Annotated in this window: 16 protein-coding genes and 1 pseudogene; 10 read left to right on the forward strand and 7 right to left on the reverse strand. The window is 52.4% G+C overall.

Features of this window, described 5'->3' with window-relative positions:
- Positions 1–1,637: pseudogene (locus FDX22_RS16045) on the reverse strand (autotransporter outer membrane beta-barrel domain-containing protein); the annotation flags it as partial.
- A gap of 492 nt (positions 1,638–2,129) precedes the next feature.
- Between FDX22_RS16045 and hemB the strand changes: the two are divergent.
- Positions 2,130–3,104: a porphobilinogen synthase gene (gene hemB, locus FDX22_RS16050; protein WP_117342100.1), complete on the forward strand. Its 975-nt coding sequence runs from the start codon at positions 2,130–2,132 to the stop codon at positions 3,102–3,104.
- A gap of 81 nt (positions 3,105–3,185) precedes the next feature.
- Here hemB and tauD read toward each other — a convergent pair whose 3' ends face one another.
- From tauD to tauA, 4 genes are read right to left on the reverse strand one after another with little or no spacing between them, the layout of a single operon-like run.
- On the reverse strand, positions 3,186–4,037 hold the full coding sequence (gene tauD, locus FDX22_RS16055) for a taurine dioxygenase (RefSeq protein ID WP_146717450.1): 852 nt from the start codon (positions 4,035–4,037) through the stop codon (positions 3,186–3,188).
- Positions 4,034–4,861 carry a taurine ABC transporter permease TauC gene (gene tauC, locus FDX22_RS16060; protein WP_146717451.1) on the reverse strand — a complete coding sequence of 276 codons (828 nt, stop codon included), beginning with the start codon at positions 4,859–4,861 and terminating at the stop codon, positions 4,034–4,036. Before tauC ends, tauD begins: the two co-directional genes overlap by 4 nt.
- Positions 4,858–5,625: a taurine ABC transporter ATP-binding subunit gene (gene tauB, locus FDX22_RS16065; RefSeq protein ID WP_146717452.1), complete on the reverse strand. Its 768-nt coding sequence runs from the start codon at positions 5,623–5,625 to the stop codon at positions 4,858–4,860. Before tauB ends, tauC begins: the two co-directional genes overlap by 4 nt.
- 10 nt (positions 5,626–5,635) lie before the next feature.
- Positions 5,636–6,598 carry a taurine ABC transporter substrate-binding protein gene (gene tauA, locus FDX22_RS16070; protein WP_115259271.1) on the reverse strand — a complete coding sequence of 321 codons (963 nt, stop codon included), beginning with the start codon at positions 6,596–6,598 and terminating at the stop codon, positions 5,636–5,638.
- 335 nt (positions 6,599–6,933) lie between these two features.
- On the opposite strand from tauA, the gene FDX22_RS16075 reads away from it, so the two are divergent.
- From FDX22_RS16075 to FDX22_RS16115, 9 genes are all read left to right on the forward strand, one after another.
- A complete protein-coding gene (locus FDX22_RS16075; protein ID WP_115259273.1) occupies positions 6,934–7,563 on the forward strand; it encodes a response regulator transcription factor in 630 nt (209 codons plus the stop codon).
- Complete coding sequence (locus FDX22_RS16080) at positions 7,563–9,104, forward strand: MASE1 domain-containing protein (protein ID WP_146717453.1); 1,542 nt, start codon at positions 7,563–7,565, stop codon at positions 9,102–9,104. Before FDX22_RS16075 ends, FDX22_RS16080 begins: the two co-directional genes overlap by 1 nt.
- A gap of 85 nt (positions 9,105–9,189) precedes the next feature.
- Positions 9,190–10,494: an MFS transporter family glucose-6-phosphate receptor UhpC gene (uhpC, locus tag FDX22_RS16085; RefSeq protein ID WP_115259276.1), complete on the forward strand. Its 1,305-nt coding sequence runs from the start codon at positions 9,190–9,192 to the stop codon at positions 10,492–10,494.
- Positions 10,491–11,522, forward strand: coding sequence for an ABC transporter substrate-binding protein (locus FDX22_RS16090; protein ID WP_115259278.1), 1,032 nt, complete (start codon positions 10,491–10,493; stop codon positions 11,520–11,522). The genes uhpC and FDX22_RS16090 overlap by 4 nt, the downstream gene beginning before the upstream one ends.
- 136 nt (positions 11,523–11,658) lie before the next feature.
- Positions 11,659–13,737, forward strand: a complete 2,079-nt coding sequence (locus FDX22_RS16095; protein WP_117342095.1) for an iron ABC transporter permease — start codon at positions 11,659–11,661, stop codon at positions 13,735–13,737.
- 11 nt (positions 13,738–13,748) lie between these two features.
- Positions 13,749–14,795, forward strand: a complete 1,047-nt coding sequence (gene fbpC, locus FDX22_RS16100) for a ferric ABC transporter ATP-binding protein (RefSeq protein ID WP_146717454.1) — start codon at positions 13,749–13,751, stop codon at positions 14,793–14,795.
- A 202-nt stretch (positions 14,796–14,997) separates the two neighbouring features.
- Positions 14,998–15,720 (forward strand): hypothetical protein, encoded by a 723-nt coding sequence (locus FDX22_RS16105; protein ID WP_255432954.1) that lies wholly within the window; start codon positions 14,998–15,000, stop codon positions 15,718–15,720.
- A 7-nt stretch (positions 15,721–15,727) separates the two neighbouring features.
- A complete protein-coding gene (locus tag FDX22_RS16110; RefSeq protein WP_146717455.1) occupies positions 15,728–17,200 on the forward strand; it encodes a PAAR domain-containing protein in 1,473 nt (490 codons plus the stop codon).
- Positions 17,175–17,579 carry a hypothetical protein gene (locus FDX22_RS16115; protein WP_146717456.1) on the forward strand — a complete coding sequence of 135 codons (405 nt, stop codon included), beginning with the start codon at positions 17,175–17,177 and terminating at the stop codon, positions 17,577–17,579. Before FDX22_RS16110 ends, FDX22_RS16115 begins: the two co-directional genes overlap by 26 nt.
- Positions 17,580–17,730: 151 nt before the next feature.
- On the opposite strand, the gene mmuM is transcribed toward FDX22_RS16115, so the two are convergent.
- Both mmuM and mmuP read right to left on the reverse strand, forming a co-directional pair.
- Entirely contained in the window at positions 17,731–18,663 is a 933-nt protein-coding gene (gene mmuM, locus FDX22_RS16120; RefSeq protein ID WP_115259286.1) for a homocysteine S-methyltransferase, read from the reverse strand.
- Positions 18,650–20,053, reverse strand: a complete 1,404-nt coding sequence (mmuP, locus tag FDX22_RS16125; RefSeq protein WP_117342092.1) for an S-methylmethionine permease — start codon at positions 20,051–20,053, stop codon at positions 18,650–18,652. Before mmuP ends, mmuM begins: the two co-directional genes overlap by 14 nt.

A 20,053-nucleotide genomic window follows, 5' to 3' on the forward strand; every position in this document is an offset into this window, starting at 1 on the left:
CTGTTGATATCGAAAACACCGGCATTGACATTGTTGTAAGCGTCGGTGTAACTGGTCAGGTTCAGTGTATCAACTTGCAGTGCATCGCCCGTGCTGTTGCCGACATCCAGAACACCGTTGTTGGTAACGTTAATGGTATTGGCATACAGCGCGGCACTACCTACACTCCAGCCAGCAGCAACATCATCAGCAATCGTTACGGTACTGTTGTCAATAGACAGCGTATCCGTCGCAACATGCCCATCTTCGTTGATGTTCAGTGCTGAAGCACCGGTCAGAGAGATGGTGTCAGAAATCAGCGTAGAATCACCCACGTTCACAACGGAACCGCTGTTGATGCTCAGAGTATCAATCAGAGACGTTTTAGTGGTATCCCACTGTGAAGCGCCGTTCAGCGTGACGTTAAACAGACCGCTCTGGTAGACAGAGTTGCCAACCACATGACCATTTTCGTCATAAGAGGTCGTGTCACTATCGACACCGTAGGTTGAATCAGGCCACAGGCTGTTGGCGGTGATGTCGATCAGCGTAGCGGTAGCTTCAGTGCCCGCAGAGTAGCTGTCATAAACACCATCACCATCGGAATCCACCTGGTGTACGGACATTGCCGCACCAACCCACTTGCTGCCGTTGTTCAGGGTCAGATCCAGACGGTCAGTACCATCCCAACCGTTGGTATCCAGGTCGGCATCAGTATCACGGTAAGTATCTGCGCCGTTCGGGAAGAAGTTCTCATCAAAGTTGCTAGAGAACAGCACGTCACCCATCAGCGTAGAATTATTAAACGTGGCAGTGGTCTGCATCGCGTTATCTGCATTTGGATTTGCAATAACCGCTAATGCTACATCATTAGCGTTCCAACCGTTACCATTGTAGTCGCTCGCATTGCTGGTGTTGCCAAACCAGCCGGATGTTCCTTCATCAGACCATGAACCCGAGGTCAGGGTGGAATCGGTAACCGCGATGGTGTTGTTAAACACTTCGCTGCTGTTTACGCCGGTGCTGACGGTGTTATCGTCAATGTCCTGCCACTCATAACCCTGAGTCAGGGTAATACCCGCTACGTGAGAGTTGGCGGAGATAGACAGATCAACTTCTTGATCCAGAGTGATAGCCGTACCCAGGTTGTAAACATCTACAACGTGTGAATCAACTGCGTCATTATAGCTACCGTTGTAGGTATAATGTTCGTAATTGTCATCGATAGTTGAGTTGATAACGCTCATCGCCAGACGATCGTAGTAATAATCGGTACCACTACGGTTAGTACAATCCGTCGTCATACATTCGGACGTTACCATACCGTGAATAGTGCTGTTTTTAATCGTCAGACTATTGGTATTACTGTTAGTCGAAAGACCATCATCCAGATAGTAAGTCGAAATGACACCATTAACGGTGGAGTTATTAATTACTGGGTAAATATCACCGTTATAAATACTATCCGTGTCGTAGTTATTCCAGCCAACATATCCATCATAGTAAACACCATCGCTGTAGGAAGCATCATTGTAATGATTGAACGTGGTATAGGTAGTTCCAGAGATATCAGTTGAAGCATTCGCCTGAGAAGTGATTGCCAATGTGCAGGCTAATGCTAATTGTGAGACTACGAGTTTCTTTTTCCAAGTGTGCATTTGTCATCCCTCCTCAGGGACGTAATATAGTTGATCCATCAATTATTAATGCATAGTAAACATATTATGTTTCGCCGAAAGATTATGCGGCGTCATAGATAAAAGGTTCAATTATTCTTTACTTTAAGTCCGAATGCGGACAATAAACGAAATACAAACAAAAAAAGCATAAACCCTTTACTTTCAGTAAATTATGGGAGAATTAATAAAATAAACCATACAATACAATGATAATTAAAAACAAAACCACAAGGACAGCAAATAAACACAAGCACAATGAAAGGTATTTAATCAACGATTAAACAATATCAAACCCACAGCAAAACCTATTGATATTAAAAATGATAAATTCAATAAAGTATAAATAACACATATTAAATTTTTAAAAATACGGTACGCGGGTTTCACTCGCATAAGGCCAACTTTCGTAAAACACCCACACACAGGTTGAGGTATACTACGGCCTTCGATTCCACAAACATCAGGCATACCATGACAGACCTAATCCAACGCCCTCGCCGCCTGCGCAAATCCCCTGCGCTGCGCGCCATGTTTGAAGAGACAACACTCAGCTTAAATGACCTGGTGTTGCCGATCTTTGTTGAAGAAGAACTCGACGATTACAAAGCCATCGAGGCCATGCCCGGCGTGATGCGCATTCCAGAGAAACATCTGGCACGCGAAATCGAACGCATTGCCAACGCCGGTATCCGCTCGGTGATGACCTTTGGTATTTCCCACCATACCGATGACACCGGCAGCGATGCCTGGAAAGAAGACGGACTGGTGGCGCGCATGTCACGCATTTGCAAGCAAACCGTGCCGGAGATGATCGTCATGTCCGACACTTGCTTCTGCGAATATACTTCGCACGGTCACTGCGGCGTATTGTGTGACCACGGCGTAGATAACGATTTAACCCTCGCGAACCTCGGTAAACAGGCAGTGGTTGCCGCCGCGGCGGGCGCCGACTTTATCGCACCGTCCGCCGCCATGGACGGTCAGGTGCAGGCTATTCGCCAGGCGCTGGACGCCGCGGGCTTCACTGATACCGCGATCATGTCCTACTCCACCAAGTTCGCCTCCTCCTTCTACGGTCCATTCCGCGAAGCCGCGGGCACCGCGCTGAAAGGCGATCGTAAAACCTACCAGATGAACCCGATGAACCGTCGTGAAGCCATTCGCGAATCACTGCTGGACGAAGCCCAGGGTGCAGACTGCCTGATGGTGAAACCGGCCGGTGCATACCTAGATATTCTGCGTGATATTCGCGAACGTACCGAATTGCCGATTGGCGCCTACCAGGTCAGCGGCGAATACGCGATGATCAAATTCGCGGCCCTGGCAGGGGCAATAGATGAAGAGAAAGTCGTGCTGGAAAGTTTAGGCTCGATCAAACGCGCAGGCGCGGATCTGATCTTCAGTTACTTTGCCCTGGATCTGGCTGAGAAAAAAATTCTGCGTTAATGACGCGATGTTGCCGGATGGCGGCTTCGCCCTGTCCGGCCTGCACGCCGGGGCCCGGTGGGCAAAGCGCCATCGGGCACGTTAGCTCGCACGATAGTAAGGTTTGTCTCCGAGAATCGTCGCCCGGTGCATAATGCGCCGCTGCGGCAGGTAGTCTGCATTGGCATAATGCTGCGTCACGCGGTTATCCCAAATCGCCACATCGTCAGGCTGCCAGCGCCAGCGTACCTGAAACTCCGGTTTGGTGATGTGGGCAAACAGAAATCCGAGCAGCGCCTCACTCTCTTTTTCCGTCACATCGACAATTCGTGTCGTGAACCCTTCATTCACAAACAGCGCCTGTTTGCCGCTCACCGGATGCGTTCGCACTACCGGATGCAGCAACGGTGGGTGCTTTGTCACCGCCTCCAGCCAACGCTGATGCTCTTCTTCGGTATTACGGTATTTGAACTCCTGAAACGATTTACGGAAATCATGTTCGGCCCGCAGGCCGCTCAGCAGTTGGCGGAAAGGTTCTGAAAGCGCTTCAAAAGCGGCAATGCCGCTGGTCCACAGCGTATCGCCACCTGTTGATGGCAGCTCTTTTGCCGCCAGAATCGCCCCGGCAGGTGGCGTCTCAATAAAGGTTACATCGGTGTGCCAGTTGTCGTTATCCGGCGGATTGTCGTTGTGAGTATCGAGGACGATGATCTCCTCAACGCCCTGCGCATGCGGGTAAACCGGATGGATATGCAAGTCGCCAAAACGCAACGCCAGCGCCCGCTGCTGCTGTGGTGTGATCGCCTGCTCGCGCAGGAACACCACCTGATGACGAAGTACCGCGTGGTACAACTGTTCAAACTGGTTATCGCTCAGCGGTCGCGTCAAATCCGCCCCGGTGACCTGCGCACCTATATAGGGCCCCAGCGGGATAATGCTCAGACGTTCACTCATTGTACTTCTCCATGCCAGGGCGTCAGACGGCGCTGAAGCGCACGCAAACCCAATTCTAAAATAAAGGCGATCACGGCAATCACCATAATTCCCGCCAGCACCACATCCGTTGCCAAAAACTCACCGGCTGACTGCACCATAAACCCCAGACCTCGCGTCGCGGCAATCAGCTCCGCCGCCACTAATGTCGACCACCCCACACCCAGTCCAATCCGCAGCCCGGTAAGAATTTCCGGCAAAGCACCCGGTAAAATCACAAACCACAATACCTGTGCGCGGCTGGCCCCCAGCGACTGAGCGGCCCGCACCCGCACCTGCTGCACACTTTTGACGCCCGCCAGCGCAGACATCGCCACAGGGGCAAAAATCGCCAGATAGATCAGCAGGATCTTCGAGGTTTCGCCGATGCCAAACCAAATAACCATCAGTGGCAAATAGGCCAGCGGCGGTACCGGACGATACAGTTCGATGATCGGATCGACGATCCCGCGCACCGTCGGACTCAGCCCCATCGCGATCCCCACCGGCACGCCGAGCAGCACCGCGGCCAGCAGAGCAATGACAATACGCGTCAGGCTGGCGGCCAGATGCTGCCACAGCGTGGCATCCATAAAGCCCTGCGGTCCGGCAATGACGATAAGTTTTTGCAGCACCTGCCCCGGCGGCGGTAAAAACAGCGGGCTGATGAATTGCAGTGCCGCCACTGCCCACCACACCACCAGAAGCACGCCCAATGTGCCAACACTTAACGTCATCTGACGTGAAAGCGGCCAGCGCCAGCGCAACGCACGCGGACGGGGTTTGTCGTTAATCACCACGGTCATGAGAACGCCTCCCGTTGCGCGAAAACGCGGCCTAGCACGTATTCACGCATGGCAATAAACTGCGGATCGGATTTAATGCTGCGACTCGGCTCCCCGGCCACAAAGCGGCGGGCGAAATTTAGCGGTAAGCGTTCCAGCACCCGGCCCGGTCCCGGAGACAACAGCACCAGTTCGGTCGCCATAAACACCGCCTCTTCGATATCGTGGGTAATCAGCAGCACCTGTTTGCCGGTCTCCTGCCACAGCGTCAACAGCAGGGTTTGCATCTGCTCGCGGGTAAAAGCATCCAGCGCGCCAAAAGGTTCATCCAACAGCAACAGTTGCGGATTTGCCGCCAGCGCCCGGGCAATGCCGACGCGCTGACGCTGACCACCGGAAAGCTGCCAGATAAAGCGCTTTTCCGCGCCTTCCAGCCCAACCTTCTTCAGCATTTCCTGCGCAATGCGTTGACGCTGTAACTTCTCTACACCGGCCAGTTGCAGGCCAAATCCGACGTTATCCTGCACGTTACGCCACGGCAGCAAGCCTTCGTTCTGGAACACCACGCCGCGCTCGGCCCCCGGGCCTGTCACTTTTTTACCCGCCAGCACGATGCTGCCGTGCTGATACGGCACAAACCCGGCAATCAGATTCAGCAGCGTGGTTTTGCCGCAGCCGGAAGGCCCGAGCACCACCAGCAGTTCACCGCCGTCGAGCGTCAGGTTGATGTCGTCCAGCACCGGCTTTCCGTCATAGCGGGCGGCAAGATGAGAGATTTGCAGCATCAGCGCCCCCTTATTGCACGAAGCGATCGGTAACGTACTGGCTGTAATCCGTCGCCACAGCGGGCACTTTGCCCTGATCTTTGAGGAACTGCGCGGTGTCGATAATCGCTTTGTTCACCGGTCCGGTCAGCTCGGCGGTTTGCTGCTGCGGTGTCAGGTAGGTGTTACCTTTTACCAGTCCCGGAATATCTGCTTCCGGCACGCCGCTTAAGCGCGACAGCTTGCTGATGTTGTCCGGCTGCTTTAGCCATTCATCGGGATCAGTAATATAGGGCTGTTGGGCATCAATCGCGCTTTTGGCAAAGGCCTTCACCACCTCAGGATGCTGCTCGGCAAAATCTTTGCGCACGACCCACACGTCCAGCGTCGGCGCGCCCCACTCACCTACTTTTTCCGAGTCGGTTAACACCTTGCCGTCTTTTTCCAGCGCGTTCACCGCCGGTGCCCAGACGTAGGCGCCGTCAATATCCCCGCGCTGCCAGGCGGCAATAATCGCTGGCGGCTGCAGGTTCACAATCTCCACCTGACCGGGCTTGATGCCCCAGTGTTTTAACGCGGCCAGCAGGCTGTAATGGGTGGTGGAGATAAACGGCACGGCAATACGTTTACCGATCAAATCCTCAGGTTTGTTGATGCTTTTCTTCACCACCAGCGCCTCGGAGTTACCGAGTTTGGACGCCAGCAGGAACACCTCAATCGGTACCTGTTGGCTGGCCGCAACCGCCAACGGGCTGGAGCCAAGATTGCCAATCTGTACGTCGCCAGACGCCAGCGCCCGGACGATGCTCGCCCCGCTGTCGAACTTACGCCAGTCAACGGTGGCCCCGCTCTCTTTAGCAAACGTGTTGTCCGCCTGCGCCACTTTGGCCGGTTCAGCGGAGGTCTGATACGCGACGGTGACGTTCACCGCCTGCGCCTGAAATGCAACCACTGCCAGTACGGCAAGGAGTGTATTACGCGATGATATAGCCATGATTGTCTGCTCCCCTGTCTTGTTATGTGGGGCAGTATTTCGTTACGGCACACTTTGATAAAGGAATTAAAAATTCTGGCTAAGAACAAAGCGTTTTTAGAAAAAAAGCGGCAATAGTTAGCTATTTCGCTCATGACAGATGGAATTCGTAGGCCTGATAAGCGCAGCGCCATCAGGCACTGTTGCCGGATGGCGGCGCAAGCGCCTTATCCGGCCTACAACACCTGCAAATTATTGCGATTTTGTTACATTCGTTACATAACAGCATCCCGGTGATTGCCAGCGTAATGCGGGCAGGCATCATAGACGCCATTGTCAGACAAGAGAGCAAGAAAATGATCCATGTTGTGCTGGTGGATGACCATGTGGTGGTGCGTTCCGGCTTTGCGCAATTACTCAGTCTTGAAGATGACCTTAACGTCATCGGTCAATACAGCAGCGCGGCAGATGCCTGGCCTGCGTTACTGCGCGATGACGTCAGCGTGGCGGTGATGGACATCGCTATGCCGGATGAAAATGGTCTGAGCCTGTTAAAACGGTTGCGGGCGCAGAAACCCAACTTTCGCGCCATAATTCTCAGCATTTATGACGCGCCGACGTTTGTGCAAAGCGCGCTGGATGCCGGTGCCAGCGGCTATCTGACCAAACGCTGCGGGCCTGAGGAACTGGTACAGGCGGTACGTTCAGTGGGCATGGGTGGGCATTACCTGTGCGCTGACGCATTGCGGGCGCTACGCGGCGGCGAACAACCCGCCCAGGTGCTGGAAGTGCTCACCCCACGCGAGCGCGAAGTGTTTGATCTGCTGGTCAAAGGCGACAGCGTGAAAGAGATCGCCTTCAAGCTCGACCTCAGCCACAAAACGGTCCACGTCCACCGCGCCAACGTGCTGGGTAAACTGCAATGCCACAGCACTATTGACCTGGTGCATTTTGCGCTCGACCATCAGCTACTGACGGGGCACTGATGTCGCGCTCGGCTCGCCATTGGGTGATCTCCCTGTTTATCCTGCTGGCCTGGGGTTCGGGCTGGCTGATGCTGTGGACGCTGGGATTTTACCTGACCCAAAACGGTCAGCAGGCAGCGCTATTTCTGCCACACGGCGTCTATCTCGCACTCTTGATCCTGCTGTCACGCCGCTACTGGCCCGCGCTGGTACTACCACCGGTGCTAATGCTGTTCTGGCTACACAGCGAACAATTATTAAATGGTTATATTCTGCTGGCCGCACCGTTAATTAGCCTGATCCCGGCCAGTATCGGCCAGTCTTACTGGCACCGCTTCCCACTCTACTGGCAGCGCTTAACGCTGCTACTGGCCGCCGTCACCGTCACCGCATTGCTCAATACCGCCCTCCTGTCGCCCTTTATCGAAAGCCCGGCGATGTTAATTGGCCTGGCGTCGTTTACCGGCGGCGTGCTGTTGACGCCATTTGTTTATTTGATTTACGAATTTCTGCGCCAGCAGCACCGCTATCATTTGCTTGGACTGGACACCCGTAATCCGCCGCTGCGCACCTCGCTTATCATTTGGTGCAGTCTGTTTTTTATTATCGGCATCGGCACTCAGATGGTGCTGTCACCAGACATTGAGCGCCTGCTGCTGATCGTAGTGTTTCTGCCCAACGTGGTGATGGCATGGAAGTTTGGCTGGCAGGGCGGCGTATTATCCGGGTTGCTTGGCAGCATGATGATCACCATCGCCCGGCAAATCGGTGTGGGGTTCAGCAATTTACTGGAACTGGAAATTTTTCTCGCTACCCAGGCGTTGTTGGGTATTGGCCTGGGTATCGCTATCAGCCGCCAGCAGCATCTGGCGCAGAACCTGCACCACTATCGCCAGCGTCTGGAAGCCGAGCTGACGGCACGACGGGCGTTAACTGAGCAACTGATCCGCAGCGAAGAAAATACGCGCAAGAGTCTGGCGCGGGAGCTGCACGACGAAATTGGGCAAAACATTACCGCCATTCAAATCCACTCTCAGCTGGTCAAGCGAGCACAGGATCCACAGCAAACGCTGGACGCAGCGAATCAGATCAATGACCTTGCCCGGCGCATTCATCACTCCACCCGCCAGTTGCTGCGCCAGCTGCGTCCTCCCGCGCTCGATGAACTGTCCTTTCAAGACGCGCTCCATCATCTGGTGAATGAGTTTGCCTTTGCCGAACGGGGCATCCGCTGCCGGTTTGACTATCGGCTGAAAAATACGCCAGACAATGAAACGGTCCGCTTTACGCTGTACCGCCTGTTGCAGGAGTTACTCAATAACGTTTGTAAACATGCCAACGCCAGCGAGGTGTCGATTACGCTCCGCCAGCAGGAGCACAGCCTGGTTCTGCACGTTGAGGACAACGGCGTGGGCATTCTGCCAGAAAAAATCCCCGGTTTCGGTATTCAGGGAATGCGTGAACGGGTAAGCGCACTGGGTGGCGAGCTAACGCTTGAGTCGCACAACGGTACGCGGGTAATTGTTAACCTGCCCACAAATTTGCAACAAACCCATCATTAACCAGGAAAAAGTCTTAGTCACTCTGGACTTTCTCTCATCCCCTTTTGCTTTCACTTTCCTATAGTCAGCACAAATGGAGACCGCCATGCACGCACGCGCATCACGCGAAACAGATCAACGCTACCGGGCGCTACGTCCCCGGCTACTGATGTGCATGGTCATTGGCTACGCCGCATTCTACCTGACGCGCAAAAGCGTCAACTACGTGCTCCCGGCGCTGCAAACGGATCTGGGGCTGGATAAAAGTGATATTGGCCTGCTGGGTTCGCTGTTTTATCTGACCTACGGCCTGTCAAAGTTCACCGCCGGATTATGGCATGACAGCCACGGGCAGCGGGCATTTATGGGCATCGGCCTGTTTGCCACCGGCGTCTTAAACGTGGTGTTCGCCTTTGGCGAATCACTGACGCTGCTGCTGGTGGTGTGGACGCTCAACGGGTTTTTCCAGGGCTGGGGCTGGCCCCCCTGCGCCCGCCTGCTGACTCACTGGTATTCGCGTAACGAACGCGGTTTCTGGTGGGGCTGCTGGAATATGTCTATCAACATCGGCGGAGCCATCATTCCGCTGATTAGCGCCTTCGCCGCCCACTGGTGGGGCTGGCAGGCAGCGATGCTGACACCGGGGATAATCAGCATGGCATTAGGGATCTGGCTCACCCTGCAACTGAAAGGCACGCCCCAGGAAGAGGGATTACCGACGGTTGGAGAATGGCGGCAGGACCCGCTGGAACTGCGCCAGCAGCAGCAAAGCCCGCCGATGGGGCTGTGGCAAATGTTACGCACCACCATGCTGAAGAATCCGATGATCTGGCTGCTGGGCGTGTCATATGTGCTGGTCTATGTGATCCGCATCGCGCTTAACGACTGGGGCAACATCTGGCTGACCGAAAGCCACGGCGTGAATCTGCTCAGCGCCAACGCCACGGTGATGCTGTTTGAAGTCGGTGGCTTGCTCGGCGCGCTATTTGCCGGATGGGGATCAGATGTGCTGTTCAGCGGTCAGCGCGCGCCGATGATCTTGCTGTTCACGCTCGGGCTGATGGTCTCTGTCGCCGCCCTATGGCTGGCACCGGTTCACCACTATGCGCTGCTGGCGGCCTGTTTCTTTAGCGTGGGGTTCTTTGTTTTTGGCCCACAGATGTTGATTGGCCTGGCCGCTGTCGAATGCGGACACAAAGCAGCCGCAGGTTCGATCACCGGTTTTCTCGGGCTGTTTGCCTATCTCGGGGCCGCGCTGGCGGGTTGGCCGCTGTCGCTGGTCATTGAACGTTATGGCTGGTCGGGAATGTTCAGTTTGCTCTCGGTTGCCGCTGTCGTTATGGGTTTATTGCTGATGCCGCTGCTTATTGCAGGCATTACCCCTTCTCTCAGTCAAAGGATAAAACAATGAAATTGACGCTTACCTCTACCCTGATTGCTTCCACCCTCGCGCTGGCGGCGTTAAGCAGCGTTGCCCAGGCTGAAGGTCGTCTGGTGGTCTACTGCAGCGCCACCAACGAAATGTGCGAAACCGAAACCAAAGCCTTCGGTGAAAAATATGATGTGAAGACCTCATTTATTCGCAACGGCTCCGGCAGTACGCTGGCGAAAGTGGATGCCGAGAAGAAAAACCCGCAGGCGGATGTCTGGTACGGCGGAACGTTGGATCCGCAGTCTCAGGCCGGAGAGATGGGTCTGCTGCAGCCATATAAATCACCGAAACTTGACGAGATCATGGAGAAATTCCGCGATCCGGCGAAAGTGAAAGGTAACCTCTCCTCCGCCGTTTACGTCGGTATTCTGGGCTTTGGCGTCAATACCCAGCGCCTGAAAGAGAAAAACCTACCAGTGCCAAAATGCTGGAAAGATCTGACTAAACCGGAATACAAAGGCGAAATCCAGATTGCCGACCCACAAAGCTCCGGCACCGCCTACACCGCGCTGGCAACCTTCGCCCAACTGTGGGGGGAAGATCAGGCCTTTGATTACCTGAAGCAACTCAATGCCAACGTTTCTCAGTACACCAAGTCTGGTATTGCCCCGGCACGTAACGCTGCCCGTGGCGAAACGGCGATCGGCATTGGCTTCCTGCACGACTACTCGCTGGAAAAAGAACAAGGCGCCCCGCTGGAGCTGATTTCGCCGTGCGAAGGCACCGGCTATGAAATTGGCGGCGTCAGCATCCTGAAAGGCGCGCGTAACCTCGACAACGCCAAACTGTTCGTTGACTGGGTACTGTCAAAAGATGCCCAGGAACTGGCATGGAAGAAAGGCAAATCCTATCAGATCCTGACCAACACCACCGCCGAGACGTCACCGAACTCCCTGAAGCTCGACGACCTGAAGCTTATCAATTACGACATGGATAAATATGGTTCTACCGATGTTCGTAAAGCGTTGATCAATAAGTGGGTTAGCGAAGTGAAGATGGGCAAATAAAACATGATGACCTTCTTCGGATAAGGTTACGTAGGCCGGATAAGGCAACGCCGCATCCGGCAATGATCGTCACCCTGAATGCCGGATGGCGCACAAGCTTATCCGGCCTACATCAGGATTGAACACCGGAACCGCTATGTCACAGACACTTGCACTCCATCCCGTGAAAAAACGGGATGCGATATTCCTTTGGGTTTTACTCGGCTGGCTGGCGTTTGCCCTGCTGCCAAGCTGGAGCCTGGACTATGGACTGCTGGAGTCCACGCGCGAGGAAATACTCGCCGCCTACAGCTGGTCACATTTCAATATTAGCTGGTTGTGGTATCTGCTACCGAGCCTGCTGCTGGTACGTCCGTTCCAGGAAGCCAAACGCGAGCAGCGCAGCCGCCACACTCTCGACGCGAGCTGGTCGCTATTCTGTATGGCCTTTATTGTCGCCAGCGCCACCCTTGAAGGACGCGGCCTAGGCTATGCCACCATCGTACTGTTTGTCGCGCTGGGCGCGATTATGACGCTGGCGCTCACCCGCCTAGAATGGCTGGGTGGCGACCGTTTCGTTATCGGATCGCTCACCGCCATTGTCGCGCTGATCGGGATTTTTATCGTCTGGCCGAGCATCGCGATTTTCATTCCCATGTTCACCAACGACGCCGGAGAGTTTGCCCCGCTGGCGTTTATGAATGTGCTGTCGCAGGCGCATATCATTCAGGTGATCCTCAACTCCATTATGCTGTCGATCGCCGTCGGCGTCGGCTGTACCTTCTTCGGTCTGGTGCTGGCGATTTACACCACTCGTATTGCCAGACGTAGCGCCATTATTGGCCGCATTTTCTCGATCCTGCCGATCGTGACGCCGCCGTTTGTCGTCGGCCTTGGCGTCACCTTAATGATGGGCCGTTCCGGCTACATTACCGAATTAATGGTGGACTGGTTTGGCTTAACCAACACCAACTGGCTGTACGGGTTTACCGGCATCTGGCTGGCGCAGGTGCTGGCCTTCACCCCGATGGCGTTTATGATCCTCGATGGGGCGATCAAAACCATTCATCCGTCGCTGGAAGAAGCGTCGTACACCCTGCGCGCCAGCCGCTGGCAGACCTTTAACGGCGTGTTTGTCCCGCTGCTAAAACCGGCGCTGGCAAACGCCTTTTTGATTGTCATTGTGCAGTCGCTGGCTGACTTCAGTAACCCGCTGGTACTCGGCGGTAACTTTGACGTGCTGGCGACACAAATCTACTTCTACATCACCGGTTCACAGCTCGATTACCAGGCCGCCAGCACGCTCGGTGCGTTCCTGCTGCTGTTCTCCCTGCTGGTGTTCTGCGTGCAGTACATGTGGATCGGCAAACGCTCGTACGTCACCGTTTCCGGTAAATCATACCGTGGCGACGTGCAACCGCTGCCGGTAACGCTGGTGTGGAGCGTAGTCGCGCTGCTGGCGGTATGGATCGCCTTTAACGCCCTGCTGTATGGCAGCATTTTCTACGGCAGCTTCACCGTTAACTGGGGCGTGGACTACACCCTGACGTTGGCGAACTTTACCAAGTTGTTTGGTCAGGGGATGAGCGACGGCGCGTGGCCTTCGCTACTCGACACCCTGCTGTACGCCGGGATCGCCGCGCCGATCACCGCCATCTTCGGGCTGCTGATCGCCTGGATTGTGGTGCGCCAGCAGTTTAAAGGCAAAAAAACTATCGAGTTCACCACCATGCTGTGCTTTGCCGTTCCCGGCACCGTGGCGGGTGTCTCGTATATTCTGGCCTTTAACAGCGCCCCGGTGTACCTCACCGGGACGGCGGCCATCGTCATTATCTCAATGGTGATGCGTAACGTGCCGGTCGGCATTCGTGCAGGCATTGCGGGCTTAGGGCAAATCGATAAATCGCTGGATGAAGCCTCGCTCAGCCTGCGTGCCGGTTCGCTACGGACCATCACGCACATCCTGCTGCCGCTGCTACGCCCGGCTATCCTCTCCGCGCTGATCTACAGCTTTGTGCGCGCCATTACTACCGTCAGCGCCATTGTGTTCCTCGTCACGCCAGATACCCGCGTCGCAACGGCCTACATTCTGAACCGCGTGGAAGACGGTGAATACGGCGTGGCCATTGCCTACGGTTCGATCCTGATCGTGGTGATGCTGGCAATTATTTTCATCTTTGACTGGCTGATCGGTGAATCACGTACCTCCCGTTCAAAAGCCAAAAACCCGGCGTAATGGAGCGCACTATGACTCAGAAAAATTTCGTTGAACTGCGCAACGTCACCAAACGTTTTGGCAGCAACACGGTTATCGACAACATCAATCTCACCATCCCACAAGGGCAAATGGTGACGCTGCTTGGCCCTTCCGGCTGCGGCAAAACCACCATTTTGCGCCTGGTTGCCGGACTGGAAAAACCGAGCGAAGGGCAGATTTATATTGATGGCGAAGACGTTACTCATCGTTCCATCCAGCAGCGCGATATCTGCATGGTGTTTCAGTCTTACGCCCTGTTCCCACATATGTCGCTGGGTGAAAACGTCGGCTACGGCCTGAAGATGCTCGGTGTATCGCGCAGCGAACTGAAAGCGCGGGTGAAAGAGGCGCTGGCGATGGTGGATCTGGAAGGATTCGAAGACCGCTATGTCGATCAGATCTCCGGCGGGCAGCAGCAGCGCGTGGCGCTGGCCCGGGCGCTGATCCTCAAACCGAAGGTGCTGTTATTTGATGAACCGCTGAGTAACCTCGACGCCAACCTGCGACGCAGCATGCGTGACAAGATCCGCGAACTGCAAAAGCAGTTTGATATTACCTCGCTGTACGTGACCCACGATCAGAGCGAAGCCTTCGCGGTGTCCGACACCGTACTGGTGATGAACAAGGGACATATCATGCAGATCGGCTCACCGCAGGATCTGTACCGCCAGCCCGCCTCGCGCTTTATGGCGAGCTTTATGGGCGATGCCAACCTGTTCCCGGCCGCGTTCAGCGAGGCGTTTGTCGATATTTACGGTTATCGCCTGCCAAGGCCGCTGCATTTCACCACCCAGGGAGAAGGTACGGTTGGCGTGCGTCCGGAGGCAATTACGCTCAGCGATCGCGGCGAGGAGAGCCAGCGCTGTGTGATCCAGCACGTCGCCTATATGGGGCCGCAGTATGAGGTCACGGTAGAGTGGCACGGGCAGGAAATTCTATTGCAGGTCAACGCCACGCGCTTACAGCCAAACGCTGGCGAGCAGTATTACCTCGAAATCCACCCGTACGGCATGTTTGTCCTGGCGGATGCGGCATAATTTGTGCCGGGCTACGATCAAACAACGGACCAGATAAAATTAATTTGATTATAGAGAAGGAAAAATATTTATAAAATATTTATTAAGTGAATGCATATGAACTTAATTATTTCAAGCCTGAATCATCCTGAATTGGATTCAGGCTTTTTTATTGCTTATGCGATCAGCCGCACAACTTTCACAGAGGAAATAGTATGTCATCATGCTTTCAACGGATGAGAGAGATTCAAAAATGTATTTTCACCAGGAAGAAAATCAGCACACCCAATATATAAGCGAGCACGAATTATGGGTATTGGGCCGTGTCAGTGGAATATACAACAAAACAACGCATAAAAAAGAAGAAATGTTAGAGCCATTGTGGAGGAGGTACGATCGAAGTATCGAGGGCATTTTAATTTTTTATTCAAAGATGGAAGCATCAATTTACTCTGTTTACTTAGAGAAAAAATTTAATGAAAAGTGGAGCGCATATGCACTGAATGATTTTAACATTGGGGAAATGGTAAAAAAGAATAAAGCCATCAAAAATAGCGATGATTATTATCTGCTGTTGAGTGCGGGGTTTTGGGCTGATAAACAATGCAATGTTATATATCATGGTTATCATTTATCTCAAGTTACAACCCCCGTCAAATATACTTTTAGCAGTTTCAGTAAAAATGAAAGACTCCTTACCCTAAAAATACCTGAAAAAGTTACAGATAGATTTCATCAAATGTGGAAGAAAAGATTCCATGATTTTCTAAGTCATACTCAATCGCAATGTAATTATCATAATGACTATTTAAAAGAACAAAGTCTAATCGCTTATAATAATATGCAACTCAAAGAATCAAATAAAATCGAAGATTGTGTTTATATGGCAACATGGAAAAATGACTGGTTTTTTTGCAATCCGGAAAGTTTAACTTTATTAAAATGAGAATTGTATGGGAGTTGCCTATTTTTTAAGGGTCGGTGATAAAACAACCTGCGGTGGCACTATTTTAACAGGTTGTACTAATCATATACTCGACGGACAGCCAACGGCACGACATGGCGATAGCTATATATGTGGTAAAGATAAAAAACTCTACCACATAGCAGGAGGGCAACCAGGTTATTTTATACATGGTGTTCAGGCTGCCGGAACAGCACATAGCGTTGGCATATGCCCTTGCAAATGCCGATTTATTAACTCAATTTCAAATGTCAGTTATTTCTATGAGAGTGAAGTTCTCTCCACACCTAAACCAGTCACAAACAGAGTGGTCTCTGTAACGCCGCAGAACGTACCAAAACCGCTCACGATGGCACATGGGCCATATTGTCCGACTGAAGCTGAAGAGGATAAACCGCCTCGTGAGCCTGTAGATGCGGGATTTTGTGTATTGCCCTATGAGGCTAAACCATCAACATATGAACCGTATATTTTTGTTAATCCCCCCGATGGTACGAGAGAGCTATATCACAAACTGAATCCTGATATGAAAAAACAACCTGGTTCAATTCTGATTGTTGTTGATCCTGAAAAACAAGATCAGCAACAGATTGAAGCATTACAAAAAGCACGAGATCGAATTGATAAAGCTCTGGCCCCACTTACCTTGCAGGATGCAAAGTTATTGCATGATAACAGAGGAGCCGTAGATGCATTTTCATATCAACTTTTCGGTAATTATTTAGGAAATGCTGGAGATAGTTTTGGATATATTAGTGAGATAGGTAAAAGTTATTACGAAGAAATAAAACAAATATTAATTGAAATTCAGGAGTTATATAAAGATACGTATACCCATAACAAAGGAATCATATCGGGGGAGGAATTTTTTGGTCAACGAGCAAGACTGTTTGAAAAATTAAATGTTATCTTAAATAAATTCTCCAAAACCCATCTTAATCTGGAAGAATATAATAGTATTAAAAAAGTTTTAGGTTTATCAACAAGCTCAATTATGCATAAATGGGATAAAACTGGAGTGGATAATATAGAGGGCTATGCTACATATATTGAAAATTCGGCAAAATTAGTTAAACTGATGAAAACTGTTGGTTTTATTGGCATAGGTTTAGATTTTGCCGGATATACATCAAACGTTTATGACGCTTGTTCAAAAGGTCGTAAAAGTGCTTGTAAAAAAGCGGCGATAACAGAGTATAGTAAGTTTGGATTAAAACAGGGGAGTAGTATACTGGCAGGCGCTGCTGCCGGGCGTGTTGCGACTGCACTTTGTACGTGGGTATTAGGGATTTCTACTATAGAAGCTGGTGGTGTCGGTGCTACTCTGTGTTTTGTTACAGGGGTTGGTGTTACTATTGCGTCAGGTAAGATTGCAGAAAAATATGGCGAGGACGCTGGTGAAAAATTAGGCAATTTTATTGGAGATCATATTATCTATGAAAACATTTTTCATTCAAAATGAAGATAACATAAAACTTATCATTAGCTTTGCTTTAATGTTTAATGGATTATTAATAATGATCTTTTATTTTTACAACAAGATAGCATATGAAAAAATTGTTGACATCTATGAAAAGGAAATAGGACCATTGCCTGTTACAGCAATAATATGTAAAAATGCAAGTCTATTTACCACACCAGGATTATATCTCACTAAAGTCGCATTTATTATGGAAACTTTGATTTTCAAATATAATAAAATTTCTAATTATGGTATGAGCATAGAGGGTTATAATTTAATCAGAGGCTTGCCTTGCAGATTAACACTAGGGTTTAAAATTGAAGCAATGCTGTGGATTTTATGTATTCCTGTATTGCTAAGTATGTTTATTGCATTTTGAATAAAGGGACTCCACTGGAGTCCCTTCTTTAATTTTATTTCAATGCACCATATATCTGATCAACAATCCAGCCGTATCGCCACATCATTCACTGTAGACCCGATTAGGCGCTTATCAGGCCTATAGTGAACGATGTAGGCCCGATAAACTCTCAGCTTTGCGCTTTTAGCGCAGCAATATCCGCAGGCGTGGTGCGACAGCACCCGCCAATCAACCGGGCGCCCGCCGCACGCCACTGGGGTAAATAATCCGCCAGCGTTTTACACGCTTCACCGTGAGTGTGCCAGGTTTTGCTCTGCGCATCGTAATGCTCGCCGGAGTTGGGATAGACCACCAGCGGCAGCGCCGTTAAGCCGTGTAAATGCTGCAACGCTTCAGTAGTGTTTTCCAGCGCAATGCAGTTGATACCAATAGCCAGCACCTGCGGGTAGTTTGCCAGTAACGCCACCACTTCGCGCAGCGGCGTGCCGTCGCTCAGGTGTTCGCTGTCACGTAGGGTAAACGAGAACCACGCACGCGCACGCGGGTATTCCGCCAGCAGTTCAGCCAGCGCCTTAATCTCAGTAAAATTCGGCAGCGTTTCGCAGGCTAACAGGTCAGCTCCGGCGTCCAGCAGCGCTTCAACGCGCGGTCGGTGAAACCCCTGAAACTCGTCTTTGCTGCGCACGTAATCGCCACGGTATTCCGAGCCATCCGCCAGATACGCGCCATACGGTCCCACAGACCCGGCCACCAGCAATGTACCCGCCTGCGGGTTTTCCGCCAAATACGCCTCGCGCGCTTTACGCGCCAGCTCTACGCTTTTGCCAATCAGTGCCTTCGACTGCGCCTCATCCAGACCTCGGGCGGCAAAACCTGCCGGCGTGGCCTGATAGCTGGCGGTGATCGCACATTGAGCACCCGCCCGGTAGTAATCTAGATGGACTTCGCGGATAAGCTGCGGGTTTTCTACCAGCACTTTCGCTGACCACAGGCTATCGGCCAGGTTACAGCCGCGCGCCTCCAGTTCCGTCGCCATCGCACCATCCAGCAACAGGAAATCCTGTTTCTCAAGAAGGGTACGTAACGGATTATTCTGCGACATGGTGTGGCTCCTGTTTTACTTTACGGGGTTGAGTAAGGAAATAAGCACCATAGCACAACGCCACAAACGGTAACCCGCACCACAACGCAATTCTCTGCGCGGGATCGAAGGCCAGGCCGACACAGGCCACCAGGCACAGCACAAACCCCAATACGGGAACCAGCGGATACCACGGCGCACGATAATGCAATTCACTCACAGCCTTTCCTTGCTGTAAGTGACGGCGGCGAAAAACAAAATGCGAAGCGCAGATGCTCAGCCACACCGCCACCACCGCAAACCCGGAGATCGCCGACAGCGCCACAAATACCGTATCCGGGGCGATCACGCTGGAAAACAGCGCCAACACGCCGCCGAGCATGCTGACCGATATGGCTGTCAGCGGCACGCCGTTTTTGGTTACCCGCGCAAAACAGGCGGGCAGCGTACGTTCATTCGACAGCGACCACAGCATGCGCCCGGAAGCATACAGTCCTGAATTCGCAGCCGAAAGAATGGCCGTCAGGATCACGACGTTAAAAATATCCGCCGCATATGGAATCCCCACCTTCTCAAACACCAGCACAAACGGGCTTTTCTCCACTCCCGCCTGCTGCATCGGGATCAATGCCGCCAGCACAAACACGGTGCCAATAAAGAAAATAATCAGTCGTGCGATAGTGGTACGAATCGCCACCGGAATCACCTTGCGTGGGTTTTCCGTTTCGCCCGCCGCGATGCCGATAAGCTCGGTTCCCGAGAAAGCAAAGTTCACCGCCACCATGGTCATCAGGATCGGTAGGCCGCCATGTGGAAACCAGCCTTCTGCGGTGAGATTGCTCAACCCCGGCGCGGGTGAACCATCCTGCATCGGGATAAAGCCAAAAATGGCCGCCCCGCCGAGGATAATAAAGGCGATGATGGTGATGACTTTTACCAGCGAGAACCAGAATTCCCCTTCGGCAAAAAAGCGCGTAGAAATGACGTTCAGGCCAAAGATAACAACGCAGAAAACCACGCACCAGATCCACACCGGCACCTGTGGGAACCAATACTGCATGCAGAAACCGGCGGCGGTAAAGCTGGAGCCAAGCGCCACGGTCCAGGTCAGCCAGTAGAGCCAGGCTACGGTGTAACCCGTCGCCGGGCCGAGATAGCGCGCGGCATAAACGTGAAACGCGCCGGTTTCCGGCATCGCCACCGACAGTTCACCCAGACATTGCATCACCAGCCAGACCACCAGCGCGCCAATCAAATAGGCCAGCAGCGTCCCCGCCGCCCCGGTGGTGGAGATGATGTACCCGGTATTAAAGAATAACCCTGTGCCAATCACGCCACCTAAAGAGAGCATAATCAGGTGACGCGTTTTCATTGTGCGCTTCAGTGGCGCATTTTGTTGTGTTGTTTGCAT

The organism is Citrobacter sp. TBCS-14, from assembly GCF_005280805.1.
Taxonomy (GTDB): Bacteria; Pseudomonadota; Gammaproteobacteria; order Enterobacterales; family Enterobacteriaceae; genus Citrobacter; species Citrobacter gillenii.

What these genes read in the sequence shown, in the direction of transcription:
- hemB (WP_117342100.1), top strand. Translation starts at nt 2,130, where the DNA reads ATGACAGACCTAATCCAACGCCCTCGCCGCCTGCGCAAATCCCCTGCG.
- tauD (WP_146717450.1), bottom strand. Translation starts at nt 4,037, where the DNA reads ATGAGTGAACGTCTGAGCATTATCCCGCTGGGGCCCTATATAGGTGCG.
- tauC (WP_146717451.1), bottom strand. Translation starts at nt 4,861, where the DNA reads ATGACCGTGGTGATTAACGACAAACCCCGTCCGCGTGCGTTGCGCTGG.
- tauB (WP_146717452.1), bottom strand. Translation starts at nt 5,625, where the DNA reads ATGCTGCAAATCTCTCATCTTGCCGCCCGCTATGACGGAAAGCCGGTG.
- tauA (WP_115259271.1), bottom strand. Translation starts at nt 6,598, where the DNA reads ATGGCTATATCATCGCGTAATACACTCCTTGCCGTACTGGCAGTGGTT.
- FDX22_RS16075 (WP_115259273.1), top strand. Translation starts at nt 6,934, where the DNA reads ATGATCCATGTTGTGCTGGTGGATGACCATGTGGTGGTGCGTTCCGGC.
- FDX22_RS16080 (WP_146717453.1), top strand. Translation starts at nt 7,563, where the DNA reads ATGTCGCGCTCGGCTCGCCATTGGGTGATCTCCCTGTTTATCCTGCTG.
- uhpC (WP_115259276.1), top strand. Translation starts at nt 9,190, where the DNA reads ATGCACGCACGCGCATCACGCGAAACAGATCAACGCTACCGGGCGCTA.
- FDX22_RS16090 (WP_115259278.1), top strand. Translation starts at nt 10,491, where the DNA reads ATGAAATTGACGCTTACCTCTACCCTGATTGCTTCCACCCTCGCGCTG.
- FDX22_RS16095 (WP_117342095.1), top strand. Translation starts at nt 11,659, where the DNA reads ATGTCACAGACACTTGCACTCCATCCCGTGAAAAAACGGGATGCGATA.
- fbpC (WP_146717454.1), top strand. Translation starts at nt 13,749, where the DNA reads ATGACTCAGAAAAATTTCGTTGAACTGCGCAACGTCACCAAACGTTTT.
- FDX22_RS16105 (WP_255432954.1), top strand. Translation starts at nt 14,998, where the DNA reads ATGCTTTCAACGGATGAGAGAGATTCAAAAATGTATTTTCACCAGGAA.
- FDX22_RS16110 (WP_146717455.1), top strand. Translation starts at nt 15,728, where the DNA reads ATGGGAGTTGCCTATTTTTTAAGGGTCGGTGATAAAACAACCTGCGGT.
- FDX22_RS16115 (WP_146717456.1), top strand. Translation starts at nt 17,175, where the DNA reads ATGAAAACATTTTTCATTCAAAATGAAGATAACATAAAACTTATCATT.
- mmuM (WP_115259286.1), bottom strand. Translation starts at nt 18,663, where the DNA reads ATGTCGCAGAATAATCCGTTACGTACCCTTCTTGAGAAACAGGATTTC.
- mmuP (WP_117342092.1), bottom strand. Translation starts at nt 20,053, where the DNA reads ATGCAAACAACACAACAAAATGCGCCACTGAAGCGCACAATGAAAACG.